25 protein-coding genes are annotated in these 23,696 nt (G+C 42.1%); 12 read left to right on the top strand and 13 right to left on the bottom strand.

The window, feature by feature from the left end:
* Positions 1-17 precede the first annotated feature (17 nt).
* Complete coding sequence (locus ACE01T_RS02905) at positions 18-1,049, bottom strand: lipase secretion chaperone (RefSeq protein ID WP_395518692.1); 1,032 nt, start codon at positions 1,047-1,049, stop codon at positions 18-20.
* Between the two features lie 147 nt (positions 1,050-1,196).
* Between ACE01T_RS02905 and truB the strand changes: the two genes are divergently transcribed.
* From truB to ACE01T_RS02920, 3 genes are all read left to right on the top strand, one after another.
* Positions 1,197-2,105, top strand: coding sequence for a tRNA pseudouridine(55) synthase TruB (truB, locus tag ACE01T_RS02910; RefSeq protein WP_395518693.1), 909 nt, complete (start codon positions 1,197-1,199; stop codon positions 2,103-2,105).
* 16 nt (positions 2,106-2,121) lie between these two features.
* Positions 2,122-2,889 (top strand): sulfite exporter TauE/SafE family protein, encoded by a 768-nt coding sequence (locus tag ACE01T_RS02915; RefSeq protein WP_131273077.1) that lies wholly within the window; start codon positions 2,122-2,124, stop codon positions 2,887-2,889.
* Between the two features lie 157 nt (positions 2,890-3,046).
* Positions 3,047-3,505: a hemerythrin domain-containing protein gene (locus ACE01T_RS02920; protein WP_092820162.1), complete on the top strand. Its 459-nt coding sequence runs from the start codon at positions 3,047-3,049 to the stop codon at positions 3,503-3,505.
* Positions 3,506-3,559: 54 nt separating this feature from the next.
* Here ACE01T_RS02920 and ACE01T_RS02925 read toward each other — a convergent pair whose 3' ends face one another.
* Both ACE01T_RS02925 and serA read right to left on the bottom strand, forming a co-directional pair.
* Positions 3,560-4,435 carry an EamA family transporter gene (locus tag ACE01T_RS02925; protein ID WP_395518694.1) on the bottom strand — a complete coding sequence of 292 codons (876 nt, stop codon included), beginning with the start codon at positions 4,433-4,435 and terminating at the stop codon, positions 3,560-3,562.
* A 404-nt stretch (positions 4,436-4,839) separates the two neighbouring features.
* Positions 4,840-6,072, bottom strand: a complete 1,233-nt coding sequence (gene serA, locus ACE01T_RS02930) for a phosphoglycerate dehydrogenase (RefSeq protein WP_180174746.1) — start codon at positions 6,070-6,072, stop codon at positions 4,840-4,842.
* Positions 6,073-6,427: 355 nt separating this feature from the next.
* Between serA and ACE01T_RS02935 the strand changes: the two genes are divergently transcribed.
* The 4 genes from ACE01T_RS02935 to craA all read left to right on the top strand — a co-directional run bounded on the left by ACE01T_RS02935 (position 6,428) and on the right by craA (position 11,313).
* Positions 6,428-7,837: an FAD-binding oxidoreductase gene (locus ACE01T_RS02935; RefSeq protein WP_395518695.1), complete on the top strand. Its 1,410-nt coding sequence runs from the start codon at positions 6,428-6,430 to the stop codon at positions 7,835-7,837.
* A 111-nt stretch (positions 7,838-7,948) separates the two neighbouring features.
* Positions 7,949-8,329, top strand: coding sequence for a hypothetical protein (locus ACE01T_RS02940; RefSeq protein ID WP_395518696.1), 381 nt, complete (start codon positions 7,949-7,951; stop codon positions 8,327-8,329).
* A 93-nt stretch (positions 8,330-8,422) separates the two neighbouring features.
* Positions 8,423-9,835, top strand: a complete 1,413-nt coding sequence (locus ACE01T_RS02945; RefSeq protein WP_395518697.1) for an AbiH family protein — start codon at positions 8,423-8,425, stop codon at positions 9,833-9,835.
* A gap of 248 nt (positions 9,836-10,083) precedes the next feature.
* Positions 10,084-11,313, top strand: coding sequence for a chloramphenicol efflux MFS transporter CraA (gene craA, locus ACE01T_RS02950; protein ID WP_395518698.1), 1,230 nt, complete (start codon positions 10,084-10,086; stop codon positions 11,311-11,313).
* 148 nt (positions 11,314-11,461) lie between these two features.
* Here craA and ACE01T_RS02955 read toward each other — a convergent pair whose 3' ends face one another.
* The 4 genes from ACE01T_RS02955 to ACE01T_RS02970 form a co-directional block, all read right to left on the bottom strand.
* The gene (locus ACE01T_RS02955; RefSeq protein WP_180044655.1) at positions 11,462-11,767 is read right to left on the bottom strand and encodes a DUF3817 domain-containing protein; all 306 of its coding nucleotides are present in this window, start codon (positions 11,765-11,767) and stop codon (positions 11,462-11,464) included.
* A 297-nt stretch (positions 11,768-12,064) separates the two neighbouring features.
* Positions 12,065-12,613, bottom strand: a complete 549-nt coding sequence (sodC, locus tag ACE01T_RS02960; protein WP_395518699.1) for a superoxide dismutase [Cu-Zn] SodC — start codon at positions 12,611-12,613, stop codon at positions 12,065-12,067.
* 115 nt (positions 12,614-12,728) lie between these two features.
* On the bottom strand, positions 12,729-13,856 hold the full coding sequence (locus ACE01T_RS02965; protein ID WP_349928541.1) for an AI-2E family transporter: 1,128 nt from the start codon (positions 13,854-13,856) through the stop codon (positions 12,729-12,731).
* Between the two features lie 131 nt (positions 13,857-13,987).
* Positions 13,988-14,632, bottom strand: coding sequence for a ParA family protein (locus ACE01T_RS02970; RefSeq protein ID WP_166168657.1), 645 nt, complete (start codon positions 14,630-14,632; stop codon positions 13,988-13,990).
* 119 nt (positions 14,633-14,751) lie between these two features.
* On the opposite strand from ACE01T_RS02970, the gene ACE01T_RS02975 reads away from it, so the two are divergent.
* A complete protein-coding gene (locus ACE01T_RS02975) occupies positions 14,752-15,219 on the top strand; it encodes a Holliday junction resolvase-like protein (protein ID WP_395518700.1) in 468 nt (155 codons plus the stop codon).
* Between the two features lie 37 nt (positions 15,220-15,256).
* On the opposite strand, the gene ACE01T_RS02980 is transcribed toward ACE01T_RS02975, so the two are convergent.
* Positions 15,257-15,877 carry a class I SAM-dependent methyltransferase gene (locus ACE01T_RS02980; RefSeq protein ID WP_395518709.1) on the bottom strand — a complete coding sequence of 207 codons (621 nt, stop codon included), beginning with the start codon at positions 15,875-15,877 and terminating at the stop codon, positions 15,257-15,259.
* 173 nt (positions 15,878-16,050) lie between these two features.
* Here ACE01T_RS02980 and ACE01T_RS02985 point away from each other — a divergent pair, with 173 nt between their 5' ends.
* Both ACE01T_RS02985 and ACE01T_RS02990 read left to right on the top strand, forming a co-directional pair.
* Positions 16,051-16,611, top strand: coding sequence for a hypothetical protein (locus tag ACE01T_RS02985; RefSeq protein WP_180042152.1), 561 nt, complete (start codon positions 16,051-16,053; stop codon positions 16,609-16,611).
* A gap of 38 nt (positions 16,612-16,649) precedes the next feature.
* A complete protein-coding gene (locus ACE01T_RS02990; RefSeq protein ID WP_395518701.1) occupies positions 16,650-17,057 on the top strand; it encodes a protease inhibitor I42 family protein in 408 nt (135 codons plus the stop codon).
* Positions 17,058-17,348: 291 nt separating this feature from the next.
* Here ACE01T_RS02990 and ACE01T_RS02995 read toward each other — a convergent pair whose 3' ends face one another.
* Positions 17,349-17,681: a HopJ type III effector protein gene (locus tag ACE01T_RS02995; protein WP_395518702.1), complete on the bottom strand. Its 333-nt coding sequence runs from the start codon at positions 17,679-17,681 to the stop codon at positions 17,349-17,351.
* 153 nt (positions 17,682-17,834) lie between these two features.
* Between ACE01T_RS02995 and crcB the strand changes: the two genes are divergently transcribed.
* Entirely contained in the window at positions 17,835-18,215 is a 381-nt protein-coding gene (gene crcB / locus ACE01T_RS03000) for a fluoride efflux transporter CrcB (protein ID WP_395518704.1), read from the top strand.
* A 108-nt stretch (positions 18,216-18,323) separates the two neighbouring features.
* Here crcB and ACE01T_RS03005 read toward each other — a convergent pair whose 3' ends face one another.
* From ACE01T_RS03005 to ACE01T_RS03020, 4 genes are all read right to left on the bottom strand, one after another.
* Positions 18,324-18,578: a type B 50S ribosomal protein L31 gene (locus ACE01T_RS03005; protein WP_166168663.1), complete on the bottom strand. Its 255-nt coding sequence runs from the start codon at positions 18,576-18,578 to the stop codon at positions 18,324-18,326.
* 107 nt (positions 18,579-18,685) lie between these two features.
* Positions 18,686-19,984 (bottom strand): ABC1 kinase family protein, encoded by a 1,299-nt coding sequence (locus tag ACE01T_RS03010; RefSeq protein ID WP_395518705.1) that lies wholly within the window; start codon positions 19,982-19,984, stop codon positions 18,686-18,688.
* A 224-nt stretch (positions 19,985-20,208) separates the two neighbouring features.
* The gene (locus tag ACE01T_RS03015; protein ID WP_395518706.1) at positions 20,209-21,564 is read right to left on the bottom strand and encodes an MATE family efflux transporter; all 1,356 of its coding nucleotides are present in this window, start codon (positions 21,562-21,564) and stop codon (positions 20,209-20,211) included.
* Positions 21,565-21,600: 36 nt separating this feature from the next.
* Entirely contained in the window at positions 21,601-22,062 is a 462-nt protein-coding gene (locus ACE01T_RS03020) for a DMT family transporter (RefSeq protein WP_395518707.1), read from the bottom strand.
* Between the two features lie 127 nt (positions 22,063-22,189).
* Between ACE01T_RS03020 and hemW the strand changes: the two genes are divergently transcribed.
* Complete coding sequence (gene hemW / locus ACE01T_RS03025; protein ID WP_395518708.1) at positions 22,190-23,344, top strand: radical SAM family heme chaperone HemW; 1,155 nt, start codon at positions 22,190-22,192, stop codon at positions 23,342-23,344.
* Positions 23,345-23,696: the final 352 nt, after the last annotated feature.

Here is a 23,696-nt window from a genome sequence, read left to right on the forward strand (position 1 = left end):
ATCAGACGACATTAAGATTATTCGGTATATGGTAATTTTCCTCCCTGATCATGGATGGTTTCAAAAGTCCCTACTCGTAGTTGTTCTTGGGGTTTATTAAAGTGCTGAGTCCGTAATTTTTGTACGGCTTGCTGCTTGGCCTCGTCACTCATGCCGCTTTTCATGATGCTGTCCCGTTCAGCCAGATACTGATTGACCTTGTCTTTCCAGTCATTGCGTTGCTTATCTAGGGCTTCTAGACGTTGCGTCGCCCCAGGACCCACCAGATTCATGCGCATCTGATGAATATCTTCGGCTGAACCGCCACGCGCTTTAATATCCGCGGTGAGTTTACGCAGGTCTTCCAGTTTATTGAGCTGTTCGAGATTTTCTTTCCAGTCTTCAGGTAACTGGTTGAAAAGATCTTTTAATTTTTGTGCTTTTTGTGCTTCGGTTAAGCTCTTGTCTGCCAGAACGGTCATGCGATTGAGCGTGTATTCATGATAGGTATCTTCAGTACCAAATAAGCCTTCAATTTCGTAGTCAGAGAAAAGCTGTTTACGCAGATTTTTCATATGGGCAAAAATGCTTTGGTAATATTTAGGATCTTCCTTGTCGATATTGGGGGGCTGCAACTCGCCCAGTTTTTCCCGGTAATTGATATAGCGGTTCCACAAATCAATAATTTGCCCTAAAGCGGGTTCTTTATAGTTTTGCTGGATATAGGCTTTGAAATCATGTTTGATTTGCTTGAGATCTTTTTCGCCATATTGAGTAATGAAATATTCAAAACAGTTGCGGGTCTGTTCATTCACAATCAAGCGATTGGCATTGTCCAGACGTAACTGACAGTTCACTTCGGTGTCTTGCTGGCTAGGACTGACGAAAGCCCGACTTTGGTCTGTGGGGGCAGGCATTGATGAGGTTAAGGTAGGAGGTGGTGCATTAAGGTTTTGAATGGCATCAGTTTGTTCTGCGGTGGACTGGGACGGGGCGAGCCAAAATAACAGCACGCCTAGACATACCAAAATTACCACCAAAATAATCCATAATTTATGATGTTTATGCATTTCCTATGCAACCTTCTTTTTCTGTTTATTAAGGTTCTAAAATTGAACTCAATTTGCCATAAAAAACTGAATAAAACGTAGAAAAGTTGTAAAAAATGACAAGCGGTTGCTAACATAGCAGCCGTTTGAACTTGATTGATTTTCACTATGAAAAAGACTTCACCTAAAATTCAGCGCCATCATATCAGCGGCGTATTTTTACTGAATAAGCCTCTAGGTATCAGTTCAAATGCGGCCTTGCAAAAAGTGCGCTGGCTCTATCGGGCAGAAAAGGCCGGACATACCGGAGCGCTGGATCCACTGGCTTCAGGCTTACTGCCCATCTGTTTGGGTGAGGCCACCAAATTTTCCCATTATTTACTCGATTCGACCAAGCGTTACCAGACCACGATTCATTTAGGGCACAGCACCACCACCGGTGATGTCGAAGGTGAGGTGTTGCTGGAACAGGCTGTGTCTGCATTGACGGAAGATCAGATAAAGCAGGTTCTGGAAAAATTTGTTGGCGATATTCAGCAAGTGCCACCCATGTATTCGGCGCTGAAAAAAGAAGGCCGTCCGCTGTATGAATTGGCGCGTAAAGGGATAGAAATTGAACGGGAAGCCCGTCCGATTCATATTTATGCCATCGAATTACTTTCTTTTACTGAAAATAGTATTACCCTTGATGTGACCTGTTCTAAAGGCACCTACATTCGTGTATTGGGCGAAGATATTGCCCAAGCCTTGGGTACATATGGTCATCTGACTTATCTGCACCGGATTAAAACCGGTCATTTTGACCTGATTCCTGAATATACGATCGAATATCTGGAGAGTCTGACTGAACAGCAGCGAGAGGCTTTGTTGCTGCCTGCCTATGCACCAGTCGATCATTTTCCTAAAGTTCAGGCACCTGAAGGACGTGCAGAATATTTTAGCCGGGGTATGGAAAGCAATATTGAGCATGCTGCGGAAGCGCAGGTGCTGGTGTTTGATGGCGAAAAATGTTTAGGTCTGGCTGAAATTACCGACCGTAAGCGTCTGGTTCCGAAACGCGTGTTAAATCTCGAATAATTGTTGAAATAAATGTATGGAAATTGAAATTGTCTTAAGCCTTCTGTTTTTTGCATTTTTTGCCGGTGCGATTGATGCAGCAGTAGGAGGTGGTGGGTTGATTCAAATTCCGGCCATTATGAATGCCATGCCGCAACTGTCGCCAGCGACAGTGTTTGGCACCAACAAACTGTCCTCGATCTGCGGTACTGCATCGGCGGCCTATTCATTTGTGCGTCAGGTCAAACTGCGCTGGAAGCTGCTGGCGGTTATAGCCAGCTGTGCTTTTGTCAGCTCCTTTGCCGGGGCGGCCTGTGTCAGCATGATTCCCAAAGAAGTGCTGCGTCCTTTTGTGCTAGTGATGCTGATTGTGATTGCCATCTATACCTTTATGAAAAAGCAGTTTGGGCAAGTACATGTACGGCAGGAACTTACACCGAAAATCTTGCTGCTGGCTGCTGTAGGCAGCCTCGCGATTGGTTTTTATGACGGCATTTTTGGTCCAGGCACCGGCAGTTTCTTTATCTTCTTTTTTATCCGTTATCTTCAAGCGGACTTTTTGCATGCTTCGGCCTTGTCCAAGGTGGCCAATTTAACCACCAATCTTGCTGCACTGAGCTTTTTCGCCCCTACGGGTCATGTCCTGTTTGGCTTGGGGCTGATGATGGCTGCCGCCAATGTAGTCGGTTCAATAGTCGGTGTGCGGGCTGCCTTGAAATACGGCAGCGGTTTTATCCGTATTCTGTTTTTAATTTTGGTCAGCATCCTGATTGTTCGTTTGGGATATCAGACCTTTTTTCCGTAAATCATTCCCGATATTAAAATTTTTTATACAAATTGCTTCATCTCGTCACCCACATGTGCGTCATTCGCTTTTAAGATTATGAGCAGAATGTCTTCAAAATAATGATAAGCAGTCTTTTGAATGTGTAGCGGCTGTAGCAAATAAAAGGGTGGTGTAGATGAATATTTTCGAAGCTTTACGTGCAAGCCATGAAATCCAGAGAGAACTTTCTGAAAAATTAATCCAGACTTCGGGGAATAGTGAAGAACGTCGTGAGCTGTTTGAACTGCTTAAAAATGAACTGTTTGCTCATGCAGTTGCGGAGGATCGTTATTTATATATTCCTTTAATGATGACCGATTCTGGCCTGAGTATTACCCGTCATGCCTTGGCGGAACACCATGAAATTGATGAATTACTTGAGCAATTGACCGAAACCGATTTTAGCAATCATGGTTGGTTGGCGATAGCCAAGAAACTTTCTGAAAAAGTGCATCATCATTTAAAAGAGGAAGAGCATGGTTTTTTCCAGCAGGCGGGTAAAATTCTGGAAGACCAGCAAAAGATAAGCCTAGCCAAGAAATATTTGGCTGAATATAAAAAGTATAAAAAGGCAGATAAAGACAGTCTGACTTAAAGCGATATAAACAGAAAGACGGCGTTTAGCCGTCTTTTTTACCAGGTTTTCTGATTATGAGCTTTGAGGATTTGGTGTTTTACTGGCTCTAAATGTCACGCCAACTGATGCCAGCATGACACACAGCAAGGCAATCCACTGTAGCCATCCTATTTTTTCTCCAAGCAAAAGCAGTCCCGTGAGTGCAGCTAGAGCAGGAGAAAGGCTGGATAAGGTGCCATAACTCAGTTTGCTTAAATGCTTTAACGCTTGCAGATCAAGCGCATAAGGAATAGCGGTGGCCAGTATTGCGATTGCCAGGGCTTTGCCCCAGTACTGGGTTTCCACCAATGCAGCAGCATTGTTGTATAAGCCAATCGGTAACAGGCTGAGAGCAGACAAACTGATGGCAATAGTTAAGGCATGCATACCAATATTCTGCTGCACCACCTTTTGACCAAAATAAATATAAAATGCCCAGCATAGCCCGGCACCGAGTGCACAAGCCGCAGCGAAAATCGAAAAATTCGCACTCTGTGTCTGTCCCCAAGGCACCATCAGAGCAATGCCTAAAATGGCCAGCCCGACCCACAGATAATCACTGCGCTGCTTAATCGACAGCAAAGCCAGTCCTAAAGGGCCGATGAATTCCAGACCCACCGCAATGCCTTGAGGCAGCTTGCCTAAGGACATGTAGAACAGGATATTCATGAACCCAAGTGCTGCGCTATAACACAATAAGTCACGCCATTTCAAAAAGGACAGTCGCTTTAAGATGTGCCATGAACGAAACATTATGCAGACAATTACTGCGGCAAAACACAAGCGCAAAATCGTCACGGTCAGAGGATCGAGCACCATGAACAGCTGTTTGGCGAAAGATGCACTAATTTGATAGGAGATCATGGACAGAACCATGAACACTACGGCAATAAGTTGAGAATTTGGCATGAGACACGCAGTTGGATGGTCAAATTAATTAACCATATTATGGGTGCGCACAGTATAGCGGTTCATGCTGATTTTTTGAGTTTTTACTGGAGAAAAATTTAAATTCATAATTTTAAATTCAAAACTTTAAATTTAAAATAATCGGTAGATGCAGGATGGTTTTATCGATTTGAATTTAAATGATCCATTTTTTAATGGGTTTGCAGTTTGGTTCCTAGCTTGCTGATCAGGGCAATTAGCATGATCAGTATGGGCTGTACAGCAGGGCAATTTTGAAAATTGGCTGACACTTAATTCGATCTGATTGTTCGCACAGCATGAGATAGGCAAAATGCCAGATTTTAAAAATCTGGAAAAATAAAAAACCACAGCATGAATGCTGTGGTTTTTCAAATAAAATTGAATTAGAACAATACGCGAACGCGGATTGTGCCTTCAACTTCGTGAAGCGTATCGAGTGCTTCTTTAGACGCAGTTGCATCAACGTCCATCACCAGGTAACCGACATCACCTTTAGTCATTAAAGACTGACCAGAGATGTTGATGCCGTGTTCAGCAAACAGGTTGTTGATTTTAGACAGCACGCCTGGAATGTTTTTGTGAATGTGCAGTAAACGGTGTTTACCTTCAGTCAATGGCAACGCGATTTCAGGGAAGTTCACCGCAGACAAGGTCATACCTTTATCTGAATAAGCAACGAATTTCTCTGCAACTTCAAGACCGATGTTGGCTTGCGCTTCCATGGTTGAACCGCCCACGTGAGGTGTCAAGATCACGTTGTCCAGGCCACGAAGTGGAGAAACGAATTCTTCACCGTTGGCTTTAGGCTCTTTAGGGAATACGTCAACTGCAGCACCTGCAATGTGACCAGACTTGATGGCATCCGCAAGGTCTTCAATGATTACACATGTACCACGTGCAGCATTGATGAAGATTGAACCTTCTTTCATTTGAGCAAACTGTTCTTTGCCCATGAAGTTACGCGTAGATGGAACGTCTGGAACGTGTAGAGATACCACGTCAGCATTTGCAAGCAACTCGCCCATCGTACCGACCTGGCGTGCGTTACCCATAGGAAGTTTGGTTACTGCATCATAATAAATGACATTCATACCCATGCTTTCAGCAAGCACTGAAAGTTGAGAACCAATTGAGCCGTAACCGACAATACCTAAAGTTTTACCACGAGTTTCATACGAACCTACTGCAGACTTGTTCCAGCCACCACGGTGAGTAGAAGCAGATTTAGCAGGTACGCCACGAAGCAATAAAATGGCTTCAGCAAGTACCAGTTCAGCTACTGAACGGGTATTTGAATATGGTGCGTTAAATACTGGAATACCGCGACGCATTGCTGCATCCAGGTTCACCTGGTTGGTACCGATACAAAAACAGCCAACAGCGATCAGCTTGTTGGCTGCTTCGAATACTTCTTCAGTCAGTTGAGTACGTGAACGAATACCAATGAAGTGGGCATCTTTGATCGCTTCTTTCAACGCTTCACCCTCAAGCGCAGTTTTACGATAGTCGATGTTGGTGTATCCAGCAGCATTTAAAGTGTCGATTGCGTTTTGATGAACGCCTTCTAACAACAAGAAACGAATTTTATCTTTAGGCAGTGAAAGATGTTGGCTCATTACGGCTCCGCTACAAAGGCCAAATTTAGTCGCGATATGATAACATACGAGAAGGGTCTATATACATTTCCTTTATGACCGAGACTATAGGTATTTTTGCCATACATATGTCAGGAACTACAGATTTTGGTCTAACTAAAACTGTAATTTTTAAGCCTAGATTGTCAAAATGCTTATTTTCACCGGGTTTTAGTAAAAAATGTCTTATAATGTCGAGTAGTGAAATCGATCACAGTTATACTGTTGATTTTATGCTCACACCCAGTCTAAGACATTATTTTTTTGTAAATCTCTTTGCAAAGAATGCTCTATAGACCATCCACCACTTGTATATTTCTTGCTAGGTCTGCAAACGATGAATGCTCCAGTCGCTTTAACACCTGAGTTATTAACCCAATTGACAGCCATTGTGGGTGAAAACCGCATTAAAACTGATGCTGCTAGTCTCGATGCCTGGGGCAAAGACTACACCAAGCATTTCGATCCAAATCCATCAGTCATTGTTTTTCCATCAAGTACGGAACAGGTGCAGGCGATTGTTAAATTTGCCAATGAACACAATATTGCCATCACACCATCTGGCGGCCGTACCGGTTTATCTGCCGGCGCAGTAGCAGCCAATGGTGAAATTGTAGTCAGCATGGACAAGATGAACCAGATTCTGGAATTCTTCCCGGCAGACCGTATGGTGCGTGTACAAGCGGGTGTGGTGACTGAACAGTTACAAAACTATGCTGAAGAACAGGGCATGTATTATCCGGTGGATTTTGCGTCTTCAGGTTCGTCACAAATTGGCGGTAACATCGGCACCAATGCCGGTGGCATTAAAGTGATCAAATACGGCATGACCCGTAACTGGGTGCTGGGTCTGACCGTTGTGACCGGTAAGGGTGATATCCTGCGTCTGAACAAAGGCATGATCAAGAACGCGACCGGTTATGCATTACAACATTTGTTCATTGGTGGTGAAGGCACTTTAGGTCTGGTGACTGAAGCTGAAATCAAGCTGGAACGTCAACCGCAAGACCTGCAAGTGATGGTACTGGGTGTACCTGACTTTGAAGCAGTGATGCCTGTACTTCACGCATTCCAGGCGAAAATTGACTTAACTGCATTTGAGTTCTTTGGTGAACTTGCGATGCAAAAAGTACTGGATCATGGTCATGTACAACGTCCGTTTGAAACGGAATGTCCATTCTATGTATTGCTTGAATTTGAAGCGCCATTTGAGCCAATTATGGACAAGGCGATGGAAATTTTTGAGTATTGCATGGAACAGGGTTGGGTGCTGGATGGCGTAATGAGCCAAAGCCTGGAACAGGTACACAGCTTATGGCGTTTGCGTGAAGATATTTCTGAATCGATTGCACCGTTTACACCATACAAAAATGACATTTCCGTATTAATTACGCATGTTCCGGCATTTATTAAAGAAATTGATGCCATTGTTGCGGATAATTACCCTGACTTTGAAATTTGCTGGTTCGGTCATATTGGTGACGGTAACTTGCACTTGAACATCTTGAAACCAGAGAACCTGTCTAAAGATGAATTCTTTGCCAAATGTCAGGTGGTGAATAAATACGTATTCGAAACCGTGAAAAAATATGACGGTTCGATTTCTGCGGAACATGGTGTTGGTATGACCAAAAAACCTTACCTCAATTACACCCGTTCTGAAGAAGAAATTGGCTATATGAAAGCCTTGAAACAGGTATTCGATCCAAACGGTATTATGAACCCGGGTAAATTATTCGATCTTTAATATTTAACCTGTAAGTTCTATGCGCCGATGACTACATAACTGTTATCGAGTATGAAAAAAAGGCATGGCATCATAGATGCAATGTCTTTTTTTTATGGGGGATATTTCCCGATGTTACGTTTACTCTCTACCTGTATCATTTGTTTGGGCTTAATGACGACGGGTTGTGCCACGACTAAAAAACTAGCATCTAAAGTCAGTCTTGGTTCGTCTGATACCCCAATGGCTCAGGTATTAAAAGAGCGTCCGGAACTGCATAAAAATCTGACTACAGTCGATGTGCGACAATATTTTAACCGCGCCGAGTCACCTACAGCAGCACAGGTGAAAGTGACTGAAACCGGATTAATGGATGATTCTGTCCGTTCAATCCGTACTACTTATAGCTTTAAAAATATAAATGGCAATTGGAAAAAAACGGGGACACAGACCGAGTATCAATGCCAACGCAGTAAAAATAGCAAAGCATTTCAGACAGCAAAATGTCCTTGATGAGTTTTTAATTCAGGATTGCTATTTCGGCCATTATGCCGCATAAAAAGCGTATCGATTGATGCGCTTTTTTGCGGTTGGGGAATAAGAACAATGAATATTTTGATTGTCGGAAATGGTTTTGATTTGTCGCATTATTTGCCAACCAAATATGATCATTTTATGGTAGCGATGGATGCTATTGAGAACTGGGATGAAGCCAAAGGAGATATGGGATTTGATGATTTATTTGGCTCGCTGTATGAGACTGGGGCTTATTTTTTTGGTTATACTAAAGCAATGTATGACCCAGATAAAATTAAAATTTCTTTAGAGCAAATTAAAGAACTAAAAGCAAAACTAAAAGAAAATGTTTGGTATCAGTATTTTTCTGAACATGTAAGAGAAGTTAAAACTTGGATTGATTTTGAAACTAAAATTAAAGATGCATTGGAAATTGCAGGTCAATTTTTTGATGCGATTGATATTTATAAAAAAACAAATAATTTTTTAGGTTGGGACTTTTTAGCATTTTTAAAGAAAAATAAAAATGGATTTAATTTAAGTCAAAAAAATATTCGTGTATTAGAATTACTTAAGTTGTTAAAAGTTAATTATAGTTATTATGATGAAGAAAAAAATGAACATATTGAAAATTTATTTTATTTTAACGAGTGGACTAGTTGTAATGTTGAATTTTTAGAGAATTTATTAAAAAAATATAAAGGATATAATGAGTTTCAATTTACTAAAGCAACTAAAAATCTAATTGAAAGTTTGAATAAATTTAGTTTATTGTTTAATTATTATATAAATTTAATCAGTATGCAGATAATTGATCCGAAAATAAATATTGAAAATTTGTTTAAAGAACAAATTGATAAAGTATACTCTTTTAATTATACCTCTACATTTAAAAAAAATTATGATATCAATGTGGATTGTTACTATTTACATGGAGAAGCAAAAACAATCAAGCCTAAAATTATATTAGGGGTTTCTGAAATAAAAGAAGAGTTATTAAAAAAATACAATTTTTGGGGGTTTACGAAATATCATCAAAAATTATTTTTTGATACAGACTTTCAATTCCTTGAAGAATATCTTGTACAGATGGATGATCTTAGAAAAGAAGTGAATTTAACTGAAAAGTTTTGGCTTAGTAGAGCATCAAATGGACAAGGATCAGTTAAATTTATTAATCAGAAAATTAAAAATGTTTTAGATGAAAATAGTTTAAATCTTAATTTTTATATATGGGGTCATTCATTAGATATTTCTGATGAGATTTATATTAAAGAAGTATTTTCCTTTAATGAACCATACGATTGCTTAGTACGGGTTATTATTTATTTTTTTAACGAACAAGCTAAATTTGATTTATTAGCCAACTTAATACATATTTTAGGTAAAGAAAAAGTCGAAAAATGGATGAAAAAAAGTTGGCTTAAATTTGAACCAAATCCTGATATAGCTAAATTAAATAATATAGAACCTGTTGAGCTACCCAAATTAGCCGAAGCCTAATTTTGTACCCAACTTTCTATCTGCTAAACTACACCTACTCAACCAAGTAGGTGTACTTGTTTGAGATCAATTATTCTTACGAATTTTTTTTATTTAAACACCTTGTGAATACGGTGTTTTAAGTCACTTATAACTAAGTGTATTTCCCAAACTTTAATTTAAACATTCAATGCTTGGTATTGGGCTGACGCCTCTCTCCCTAAAAATAGTGCGTAGCTCTACAAGCCTAAAACATATGTAGAAAAACAATGCAAAAAGTTCAAACCGTCACTTTAAACCGTGCCACGCTGATGTTTCCATTGGCATTGGTGCTGTTTGAATTTTCCGTCTATATCGGCAACGACCTGGTCCAGCCTGCCATGCTCGCTATTACCAAAGACTTTGGCGTCAGCAGTTCATGGGCACCATCTTCCATGTCGTTTTATCTGCTCGGTGGGGCATGTGTGGCATGGTTACTCGGCCCATTGTCCGACCGTTTGGGACGCAAGAAAGTGCTGCTGGCAGGGGTACTGTTCTTTGTACTGTGCTGCTTATTAATTTTACTCACCCACACTATTGAAAGCTTTTTGGCACTGCGCATGAGTCAGGGGATTGGTCTCACGGTTATTTCCGCTGTTGGTTATGCCGCCATTCAGGAAACTTTTGCAGAACGCGATGCCATTAAGGTCATGGCACTAATGGCCAATATTTCATTGCTTGCGCCATTACTGGGTCCTGTAGTTGGTGCATTCCTGATTGATCACGTGTCATGGCATTGGGGCTTTATCGGCATCGCGTCATTAGCCTTTTTAAGCTGGTTTGGACTGAAAGCCAAAATGCCGGATACAAAGCTGAGCATTCCAAAACAGCCATTCAGCTACATTCTGGATGACTTTAAACAGGTTTATAAAAACAGACGTTTCCTGGCCATGACCTTGGCCTTGCCGATGGTCAGTATGCCTTTGATGCTGTGGATTGCACTATCACCGGTCATGCTGGTGGAAGAACTGGATTTTAGCAGCATGCAATACGGCTTGGCACAGTTCCCGGTTTTGGGTGGATTGATTGTCGGGAATATCGTGCTGATTAAAATTATCGACAAACTGGCTTTGGGGAAATCGGTACTGATGGGCTTGCCGATTATGCTGCTCGGAACCCTGGTTTTACTTGCCGGTGTGATTTGGCAGAATTATCTGATCTGGTGCTTAATTGCGGGCATGACTTTCATCAGCTTTGGTGAAGGCATCAGTTTTTCGGTGCTGTACCGCTTTGCATTGATGTCATCGGAAGTATCTAAAGGTACAGTCGCAGCAGCAGTGTCGATGCTGTTGATGTTTAGCTTCTTTATTATTATTGAACTGGTTCGGGTGATGTATGAACACTACCATTATTTGGCCTATAGCGTGGCGTGTTTTATTTTAATTGCACTGTGGTTTAGTTTCCCTCGTGCAATGCTCAAAGAAATTTTAAAAGAACGGGTGGAGCAGGGGGTATTTTGATATTCAGACCTCTCCCTTGCGCAGCAGCGCTGCTCATCTCCTGAAAGGAGGGGAATATACTGATTTCAAATCAGTATTTTCTTCCAGTAGGAAATGAGGGTGTATCCTTATTATTTCCTGAAAAAGAAAATAGCCTTTTAATCAGAAATTATAACTTGGGTTCAGCAATCGGCTGCTCAACAGCCTTCAACTTACGATCGAAAACAAAAGTGCCAAACGGTAAAATGGATGCGATTAAACCCAGAATAAACATCTGAATCGACCATTTCTGTTTTTCGCACACGATAAATAAAACAATTAAAAACAGGATAAACAGTACGCCGTGCCCCATACCGACATATTTCACCAAGATTGGATTATCGAACATATATTTCATTGGCATGGCGATGAAAAGAAGTAACAGAAAGGAAATACCTTCTAAAAGACCGACAACACGTAAAGTTTGAATATTCATGGTCATGTTTAAATCTATGAGAATGAACCCTGAGTGTACCGAATATTGCCGTAAGGGTGAATAAAAGCTCGGTATATTTTAAAAAATTATCAAACACTTATAATCAGGTGTTGAAATCGGTCTTTCAGGCAATTCAGGTTTTTTCTAAAGTTCAATTGTTGTAGATATAGCCTACTTTTTCCGTAGTGCTGTAAATTTATCGACCTGAGCGTTGCTCCATACTCTTTGTTATTTGAAGGTCATAATAAAAAAGCAGACACTCTGCCTGCTTTTTTATTTTATGGTTTTATGGACAACTTATTGAATCACACCACAGGCAATCCGGTCTCCACCACCGCCCAAAGGTTTAGGTTCATCTGCATAGTTATCGCCACCGGCATGGACCATAATTGCCAAGCCTTGAACATCAGCCAGTTTTAAACGTGGGGCCAGCAGTTTTTCCTGGGATTTTCCTGAAGCCTCCACTGTAATGATGGGTAAATCGCCTAGATGGCCAGTGAGTGGCGTACCGTGATGTGGCGCCTGGTTTGGATTGAAATGACCGCCTGCTGCAAGGGCTGCGCCCATTTTGCCATCTTTTTCTGCCGGGCCACAGAAGCCTTTTTCATGAATATGGAACCCGTGAGGGCCGGGTGGCAGATCACTTAAATCGGTATTAATGACCAGACCTGCCGGGCTATCGCGTAATTCTACAGTCCCGATTTTATTGCCTACACCTTGAGCAGTGACGGCATTGACCGTGACACGTTGCGCTTTATGTTCCTGTATGGGCATGGTACTGGTACAAGCGGCTAAAAATATGGTACCCAATGTTGTTATTGCGCCTTGTTTAAATAGTGTTTTCATGACTTGAAGCATCCTGACTTTTTTATAATTGGCGTCATTGAAACAAAGTCGTGGATGCAAGACCAGGTGATTTAAGTAGTGCAATGTATAAGTTTCTTAACTTCTGCCTACCAGCTTAATCAGGGTGATGCGTTTCATCATCAATATCATGAGCGAGCGTGGCTTTAGGCATCATTAAACCTTCGGTTTCATTGGTTTCATGCAGCCATTCCCTCCAGATTGCCAGTAATACCGCCAGAATGACCGGGCCGACAAATAATCCCACCATACCAAAGCTGGCCAGACCACCCAGCACACCAAACATGATCAGCAGGAAGGGAATTTGAGTGGCACCGGAAATCACCAGAGGACGGATCACGTTATCTGCGGTACTGACAATACACACGCCCCATACCATAACCCCAATCGCCTCTATGGTATGTCCCTGAGAAAATAACCACAGTGAAACAGAGGTATAGGCAACCGGAGGTCCAAAAGGAATCAGTGCTAGCAGAAAGGTAATAATGGTTAGTACCATCGGGTTAGGTACATCGGCCACAAAATAGCTGATGCCCGCCAGTATCGACTGGGCAATGGCAGTCAATCCAACGCCATAGACCACTGCACGGGTAGTATCGGAAATGGTGGCAATATAATGATGGATACGCGGACCAATCACCATTTCCAGGGCTTTGCTCACCTGATGTAAAATGGTGTGACCATCACGGTAAAAGAAAAATAACGACATCACGGCAAAGCAAAGCTTGATCAGATTTTTGCTGACTTCGTTCAGTACCGCTTTCCCGTAATTTAAATGACCCTGAATCCAGATCGAGACGGACTGGATAATGCTGTTCGGGTCCTGATTAATCTCTCTTAATGTTCGAGAAATTTCTTTGCCAATAAAAGGTAACTGCCGGATAAAGTCAGGAACATTCAGGTGACCGGAAAATACCTGTTTCTGTAATTCGTAATACAGATTTCGCCCTTCATGCTGTAACATGAAAATGGCAAAAATAATCGGTAAACCCAGAACCAGAACCACAGAAAGAATCATCACTGTGGCACTTAGCGTAGGGCGCTGTCCACACATGCGTAATACCGACTGATACAGCGGCCAGGTGACATAGGCAATAATTGCCGCCCAGACCACAGGTACAATGAAATACTTGAGCACATGAAAACTCAAATACATCAGGACAAAAAACAGTCCAAATAATAAAACCTTTTGTAATGTGGGCGCGTAACGTTGCACTGAATTCACTGACTACTTCCTAAGTTCGGAGTTCATCTTAACCGAAAAAAAAGCTCCCGAGAACGAGAGCAGGGTAAGTTGTGATGAATATTTATTGCACATTTCTAGGCAAAAGTTTGCGCTGTGTCTATTTAATGCGATTAAAACCAGGCGCTGGGATCATCAACAATCGCATTTAACAGCGGTTGCCATTGATCTTGCATAGCCCGATAGTTTTTTTGTGTTTTATCAAAAATACTCAGTCCCTGCATGGCAAGTTGGGCATAGGCAGCACGCTCGGAAATCCAGGCCACCGGCTGTTGTTCAATTTTCTGGAAAAAATCCTGTATATCTTTGGAACTGGCAGTGTTTGCTTTCATGCGGTTAGCCAACAGTAAAATCTGTACCTTCCCTTTGCGGATGCGTTTAATATCCTGTAAATGTTTCAGGAAACGGCGCGTACTATCAATATCAAAGAAAGACGGCTGCAATGGGGTGATAATGGCATGTGCTTCACTGATCAATTGTTCGGCATGCTCGCCAGATAAGGCTCCTGGTGCATCAATAATCAGATATTCGATATTTTTAGGCACATCGCCAATTGATTTTTCCTGACGCCAGTCCAGACTTTGAATAGGAGCCGTCTCTTGCGGTCGTTGTTTCAACCATTGCAAAGCTGATTTTTGATTATCGGCATCGGCAAGTGCGACTTTATACCCCTTTTGTGCCAAAGCGGCAGCCAGATTAATTGCAGTAACGGTTTTACCGCATCCACCTTTTTGATTGGCAATTAAGATAGTTTTCATAACCCTGATGATTTTATTCTGCTCAGTCCTAGCATATCATTGTTTGATGCAGTGAATATGACTCGGGACAAAAGTCTTAAGGTATAAGTAGCGGTAATTTTTGAAATTAAGGAATAATAATGTCCATTTGGATGGCAATGCTGATTGGGGCGTGTATAGGTGTGGTGCTCACCACCATGATTTTAAGCAATACCCGGAATGGACGCATTAAAGCAGAGTATGAACAGTACATTGCGGAACTGGAGCTGGAGCATCAACAAGCTTTGGCCCATGCGCAAAAACGCAGTGTCAATACCAGCCGTGCAGTATTAAAAGGCAAGATGGCAGAGCAGCTGGCACCGATTATGCCCCAGTTTCAGTATTTACCCAGTGATGCCAAATTTTTGGGCGATCCAGTCGATTATGTAGTGTTTGATGGTTATACCGACCTGCGTGATGGCGAAGGAAGTCCCGATGATATTGAGGTGGTGCTGATTGATATTAAAAGCGGCAGTGCACGCCTGACTAAAGGTCAACAGGCGATTGCCCAGGCCGTTCGGGAAGGGCGGGTACGTTTTGAAACAGTCCGTATCGATTTTGATGATTAAAACGGCGATGCTTATAAAACGCCGTTAAATTCAGGACTTACTGTTTTTGAACACGGGCAAACAGCATGCGCTGTGCAATTTTAGGAATACCGGCTGCATCCAGATAATATTTTTCTTTAAAGCTGAAATCTGCATCCAGCAAGGCCTGTTCAATATTGCGGTTGAGATGACAGCCATCGGCAAGGCGTTTTTGAACGGGTGTCAGCAGGTTTTGCAGATGTTGCAGTGTCGGGCGGTCAGATAGTACATGTTTGACCAGATGCAAGGTTCCGCCAGGCTTGAGTACGCGATGTAATTCTGCCAAAGCCTGACCTAGATGTTCAATACTGCAGAGTGTCCAGATACTGACAATATTATCGATACTATGATCGGCAAAAGGCAGCTTTTCTGCACTGGCTTGAACATGCTGCACGTGAATGGCACTTTCATGTACGCGTTTAGTCGCCAGTTGATAAATATCGACATTCGGTTCAAGGGCGTAGAGCGTATCGACATTTTGATAAAAAGGCAGATTGACCCCGCTACCAAAGCCAATTTCCAGCACTTCGCCTGCAATGGGGAGTAGCAGTTCGCGACGCTGATCCATGAGACTGGGTGTTTGCATCACTTGATTGAGCAAATGCGGAAAAATGTGTTGCTGGTAAAATTTATAAATCATTGTCACTTAATTTTTCTTTCTTTATATCATTTTAGTTTAACCAATCTTCAGCTCAGAAAATAAGACAAAAAAGTGACTGAATATATCTCTATTGTTACCAAGTCCATATATTTCTTTAAGTTTACTCATTTAAAATTAAGTTAGAAATCAAGAAATACGTTAGGGGCATAAAAATGGTCAGGCCAATATTATTCAGTACTTTACTTGCTGCCAGCATGTTGCAAATGAGTGCCAGTGCTTCTGTCGATTATAATATTGCGAAGGGCTTGGCTCCGCTGGCAAAAGACCAGTCAATCAAAAAACTGCAATCGTTTAAAGGCGATTTTCGCATTCTAGGTTCGAAAATTTATACCAGTGATGAACAGGCCAAGTTTTCACCGATTGATTATGCCGTGAGCTGGGGGCTGTTTGCCGAGCCTGAAATTGCACGTCATATATCGGTCAATCAATATGACCGCTTTTTAAACTGGAAGATAGATCGACTGCCTGTACCTGCCGAGCAAGCCATGCAGATGGTGTCGAATATGCACATCATTCCTGCCAACCCTCAAATTGCCAAACAGATTAAACATGTGAAACGCGGTGATTTGGTGCGGCTAAAAGGCGAGCTGGTTGAAATTAAAGACAGAAATCTGGTCTGGACGTCATCCTTGACCCCGACAGATACTGGAGATGGTGCCTGTGAGTTATTCCGTGTCAGTTCAATTGAATGGATTGAACGGGTGAAAGGCTAACCGTTTTTTTATAACAAGATGATGAAAAGATTAAATTTATGAAATCTTTAGCACTCAGTTTTGCTGTAATACTGGGGTTCGGTATGGTGGGGTGTAGCAGTATGAGTCCAACGGTAGATGGCAAAACCCATGTCTATTCCTTGAAACAGCAATGTCCTGCACTGTTGGAAATGAACGTGGGGCAGATCCTGAAACTTACCCTGCCCGAGAATCCGACTACAGGATATGTCTGGCAAGTGGCACAGCCGCAGAATATCTTAAAAGTGGAAGAAATTTATCGGCAAGATCAAGTGAAAAGCAAGCAACCGATGCTGGGTGTAGGTGGACAAAAACAGTTTATATTTACTGCGCTGCAACCGGGTGAAGCATGGATTCACGTGAAACATAGCCGTGCATGGGAACAAAATCCGGTTGATGAGTGGCGTTGTCGGGTTCGGGTTTCTTGATTTAATGATTTGGTATTTGTTTGAAGCTTGCTGTTGGCACTGCCTCGTTTTTCTTTTAAAAGTTAAAAGTACTTTTTGCAGGCTTTAATCCTACTTTTGACAGGCCAAAAGTAGGCAAAAGCCTTTGTTACCCATACACAACGTCCTGTCGTGATGGGTAACGTGTGGCATCCTTGCCACACTCGCGTATCTGAAGCTTGTTGTAATAAAATTTCAGGTGATCAATAGAGTAAAAAAAAGCCCGCTTTAATAAAGCGGGCTTTTTCATATTCTAAGACGTATATAAGTAACTTATTTCGCTGTTAATGCCTGACCGTCAAACTGAATGCCATCCCAGCCATTTTGCATAAACTGGCGAATGTTCTGGTGATCTGTGGCTTCAGGAGTCGCTAATACCGCTGCATAGTATTCAGCAAACAGGCTTAGGGTTTGTGTCTGATCTAGACCATTGAGTTGGGCAAAAGAAAATACTTTAGCACTGCCTTGGTTTTCCGTTGCAGCATTGGCTTGTTTGCCATTTTGAAAAGCTGTAGGGCTATGCTGATAACGTGCATCAATGTACGCAATCACGTCTGCAAATTTGATTTCACCTGCCTGAAGCTGTGCTAATAAATCCTGAGCCATAATTTCCTCAATTCATAGAAAAAAGTTTAAAAACCGTGTGACTATAACAATTTTCACGGCATCATTTCATTACTATTTCAACGCATTTGTACGCTATAGTGAACAAAAGATTTATATCATCTTGATCTTTAACTCAATCACATTGGAACAGATATGAATTGGCTACTGGTAGCTTTAGGGGGAGCAGTCGGCGCAAGTTTGCGTTATGGTGCAGGGGTATTTTTATTTAAACCGAGCAGCGGATTTCCGTGGACGACATGGTGGATCAATATCTTTGGCTGTCTGCTTGCCGGTATTTTTTTTGCCTATAGCCAGAAATTTCCTGTTTTGCAAAATGAAGCACGTCTGTTTTTGATGGTTGGTATTTTAGGTGGCTTTACCACTTTTTCCAGTTTTGGTTTGGAAACTTTTCAATTGTTGAAGCATGGACAGATTGCACTGGCTTTAGGCTATGCTATTTCCAGCGTGATTACGGGAATTATTGTGTTGGCACTCGGTTTTTACCTGTTTCATGGTTTATTGCAGAGTCGATAACAGCTCAAAAATTTTGTCATATCAGAAAAAAAGAAGCCCAAGCTGGAGGATATGGCTTGGGCTTTTCAAGTCTGAAGATTAACCTTGAAATCTTAAAACAGTATGAATTTAATGTGAGCGTTTGAAACGTGCGAAACGTTTATTAAAGCTTGCTACACGGCCTTCATTGCTGGTTTGACGTTGTTCACCGGTATAAAACGGATGCGAGGCACTGGAAATATCCAGAGTCACATAAGGATAAGTCTGACCTTCATATTCACGGGTCTGAGTCGGTTTTAACGTGCTGCCAATAACAAAATAGACATCTGCATTGGTATCGTGGAACAGTACCTGTTGATAGTCGGGGTGGATATCTGGACGCATACATTTCTCCATCGTATATTTTAAATTTAAGGAAATGTTATAACATAACAATTATCGAGTCAAATAAAACCCGGGCACTATGGGTGAACCGGGTGGGTGCGGCTTGATCAGACTCGAGGCGGCACCAGCTCCTCAAATAAATCATTCAGATTATCATTCACTTTTAAATGAATTAAATTCCAGTAATGCCCGGAAACCGTGCGGTTAACCATTAAGGTATCCGGTGAAGGCTTAAACACATCCCAATATTTTAATGACGGTTTCAGCAGTTCGACGCCATCATGATGGGCAGAGTTTTCGGCAAAATCGTAATGGGTGATCAGCGGACGCATCAACACTTCCAGCCACTGGCGATATAGATCTTCAGGAAACTTGCCTTGCGTGGTGATGGAATGCAGGTCATCCAGCTTCTGTTCTATTTCGGCAATATTGCCTTCACGGGCGGCATTAATCAGGGTCTTGAAATTCGAGACAATTTCAGTAGACAGGGTTTTGACACCGCCATAGTCGTAAATAATCACCGTCCCATCTTCACGAAAGGCAAAGTTGCCTGGATGCGGGTCACAGTGGAAACGTTTCAGATAAAAAATTTCCTGACCAATGGCACGGAGCAGGCGGCGACCCAGTTCATTACGGGTGTCTTGAGACCAGGTACTTGCCGTTTCAATACTTTCGCCCTGTTCCAGGCTTAGGGTTAAAATATGACGCGAAGAATAATCGCTATAGACCTGTGGAATAACAATTTTATTGTCTAATGTTTGATGAAATGTACGTGCGACTTCTAAGTTTTGCGCCTCAATCTCATAGTTCAGCTCATTATCCAGACTTTCCTGAATTTCCTTGAACAGCCGATCTTGTAATTTTCGATCAACTTTCAATACACCCATTAAACGCAAAGCCAAACGCACTTGTTTCAGGTCACTTTCGCAGGCTTCATCGACACCCGGATATTGCACTTTAACCACTACTTGCTGCCCATTCGGCAGAAAAGCTTTATGTACTTGCCCAATCGAGGCTGCGGCAAAAGGCTGTTCATCAAAACTTTTAAAGATTTTCAGGAGCGGTTTCCCCAGTTCTTTTTCAACTTGCGCTTTAATTTCAGCAAAAGGCATCGCTGGGGCTTGGCGCTGTAACTTGCTAATGGCACGGGCCACTTCTGGCGGGAAGATGTCTTTATATTGTGAAGCAATTTGCCCCACTTTCATCACCGCACCTTTCATTTCGCCCAGCGTATCGGCAATCTGAAGGCCGATATCCTGAAAAAGTTTAGTGCGCGAAGCATTTTTTTGTTCTTCATCGGCATTAAAATTTTTAATCGAGTTTGATACGGTTTTAGTTGCAATACTCGCCGTCATACTGGCAAGTTTCATAAAGCGACGACCGGGGGTCCTAGCCGTTTTTGCCATGCGATATTCCTCAGCATCATCATAGATGGGTTTTAATGATCATAGGCGTTAAACAGGATATTGCCTACTTGAAATTGTTAAAAGCTGCACTTTTACAGTGAGATTATCAAAAAAAAGAACGTTTTTGAGTGGCTAAATAACTGAAATATTGTGGATTATTTTTCTATTTATGCTGTATTGATCTCATCCCTTTTCCCATGAAAAGGGATGAATCTATGTAATTTTTAAGGCATTTTCAGGCGATGGTTGATTTTGTATAAACGGGTTAATAACAAGATACAGGCCACACTTAAACCGACAATCAAACCCACCCAGACACCAGCAGCCTGCATTTGGGTAAAGCGTGCCAGATAAACCCCAACTGGGAAGGCAATGACCCAATAGGCAATCATGGTGATCCACATCGGACCTTTGGTGTCCTGCATGCCTCGCAGGCAACCTGCGGCACTGACTTGCCAGGCATCCATCAGCTGATAGGCCATGGCAAACAGCAGCAGATACAGCGCGACCTGAGTGACTTCGTAATCCGAGGTGTAAATTGACACAATTTCTGGCCGGAAAAACCAGATCAGTGCCATTGTAGCGAAGGCAAAAACAGTGCCGGTGACCAGACCTAAATATTGCACCTTATGCATCGCCGACCAGTTTTTTTCCCCATAATAGGTGCCCACACGAATGGTCAGCGCAATGGCCAGCGACATCGGAATCATAAATAATTGCGAGGTCACGGACATGGCAATCTGATGCGCGGCCACCAGGGTTTCTCCTAAAGGGCTAAGTACAATCGCAGCCGTGCTGAACAGGCTTACTTCAAAAAAGATGGCTAGGCCAATCGGGAAACCGAGTCTTAAAATACGCTTGATCCAGTCCGGATTGATTTTTTCAAATGCGGCAAAGGGCTGTGTTTTTTTGTAGGCTGCAGCTTTTAAGACATAGGTTGCGAGTGCAATAAACATCAGCCATTGCAAAATCGCCGTGGCAAAACCACAACCTGCTGAACCTAACTCCGGAATTGGTCCCCAGCCATACATAAAAATAAAGTTAAGCGGAACCAGAACAATTAATGCAATCAGGCTAATCGCCGTCACGGGACGTGGATGCCCTAGCGCTTCCGAATAGCCACGCAGCGCTGCATACATGGTCACGGCAGGCATTCCTAAACCAATGGCATGCAGGAATAAACTGGCTTTGGGCAGCAAGACTTCTGGTACGCCTAAAACAGGCAATAAAAATGGCATGATCTGTAAAATCAGTGCAGCGATGATGCCCAGAATCAGAGCGATCCATAGCGATTGCCGTGCAATACTGGCAATTTTTTCCGGCGTACGTGCGCCATTGGCTTCTGCGACCAAAGGTGTGGTAGCAATCATGATGCCGCTGAACAGTAGCATGACCGGAATCCATAAACCTACCCCGACAGCAATCGCGGCCAGATCAACCGGAGACAGATGTCCGGCCATAATGGTATCAATCAGTCCCAAACCGGCCTGGGAAAATTGAGTGACCAGAATTGGAATCATCAAATGAAAGAGCTGTTTTAATTCATAACGGGTCGTTGTAACCGACGATACATGAGACACAAAAATTACTCATCATGTGCTTAGAATAATGAGGGGTTAGCGTTGTAAAGTGAGAAGCACACCAATAAAAATCACTACGCCACCTAACAGACGTTGCCAGTTCACCAGTGTTTTTTCTGTGCCCAGTAAACCAAAATGATCCAGAATCATTGAAGTGACCAGTTGACCAAAAATAATCAAACCGGACAGAGTGAGAAAACCAAGTTTGGGCGCAGCATAAATACTGAGGCTAATGGCATATACCCCAAGAAATCCACCCAACCATAAATACCATGGCAGTTGCACAAACGTGGCAAAACCCGGTCTTTCTACCGGCTGAAAAAACACCAATATGGCCAGCAGTATTGTACCAACCAGAAAAGATAAAAGGGCGGCTTGTAAGGGTGAATTTAAATATTCTCTTAACTGGCTGTTGATAGCCGTTTGAAAAGTAAGCGCGATACCAATCCCCAGTGTCAGCGGGATGAATAACAATAACTGAGCAGATATTTTCATCATTCTAACAATTTAATTCTTCAATAGTTTTTCCTAGTGTACTGATATTCCTTGTGAGATTTTATCAGTGTCCTGATGCAGTCATGTTAATATATTTATCTTCCTGTCCTACATATTTTGAGCTTGTTCCTTGGCCGAATTAAATCCTGCACTGGTTCCTTTATCTTTATACATTCATATGCCGTGGTGTGTGCGTAAGTGTCCGTACTGTGACTTTAACTCGCATGCCGTACCGGATGGAAAACTGTCCTTGGATCTGGAACAGCAATATTTACAGGCTTTGGTCGAAGACTTTAAAACCCAGGTCGATTTTGCCCAGGGGCGTCAGATTCATAGCGTGTTTATTGGTGGAGGTACGCCGTCACTGATTTCTGCAAAGGGTTATCAATGGCTATTTAGCCAGTTAAAAAGCTTAATTCCTTTTGAAGATGGCTGTGAAATTACTCTGGAAGCCAATCCGGGAACAGTCGAACACGATCCCTTTGCAGGTTATTTGGCAGCAGGAATTAACCGTCTTTCCATTGGTGTGCAGAGTTTTAATAGCGATCAGCTGCAAAAATTAGGGCGTATTCACAGCAATGATGATGCGATTAATGCCATCCATTTGGCCCGTGAAGCAGGTTTTGAACGCATTAATGTCGACTTGATGCATGGTTTGCCGGAGCAGATGTTAGAACAAGCTTTGCTTGATTTAAGACTGGCCGTGGAAAATGGCGCAACGCATGTGTCGTGGTATCAACTGACCATTGAACCAAATACCGTGTTTTTCCGTACCCAGCCGGTTTTACCCGTTGAGGATGTGCTGGAAGATATTCAGGAACAGGGTGAAGCCTACCTAAAGGCCAATGGTTTTGTGAACTATGAAGTTTCAGCCTGGCGTAAGGAAAAACCCTCTGCGCATAATTTAAATTACTGGCAGTTTGGCGATTATCTGGCCATTGGGGCAGGGGCACACGCTAAAGTGACGCGAGACGATGGTGTGTACCGTTTCCAGAAAACCCGTTTGCCGAAGGACTATTTGGCTAAAGTGCCGGCTGAACATCTACAGTTTAAACGTATTGAAGATGAAGACATGCCGTTTGAATTTATGATGAATGCGCTACGCTTAAATCAGGGCGTGGCTGCCAAACTGTATGCTGAACGTACAGGTTTGAATTTAGCAAGTTTGGATGAACTTTTAAATTCATTACGTTCACGTCAGTTGATGGTTGAAGATGAAAACCGTTTGTCTTGTACCGAGCAGGGGCATGTGTTTTTAAATTCGGTGCTGGAAGAGTTTTTGTAACATTGGATGAAATGGTTGATTTGCTTCACTTCATGAATATGGATGAAATCATAGACGTAAAACGTGATAAATCATGAAAAAAGCCCAAACACTGTGAATTGGGCTTTTTATTGTTATATTAAGTGAATGATTTTAATGGTGATTAAAAAGAATTTCACATAGCGTGTATTATGTTAATTTTAGGAAAACTTAAATTTTATAATAAAGAGTGAAGTTAGTATTTTGAGGGTTAGTCAATATACTTTATTTCCTTTATTTCCTTTATTTCCTTTATTTCCTTTATTTCCTTTATTTCCTTTATTTCCTTTATTTCCTTTATTTCCTTTATTTCCTTTATTTCCTTTATTTCCTT

Source organism: Acinetobacter uliginosus (assembly GCF_044130295.1).
In the GTDB taxonomy this organism is placed as follows: domain Bacteria; phylum Pseudomonadota; class Gammaproteobacteria; order Pseudomonadales; family Moraxellaceae; genus Acinetobacter.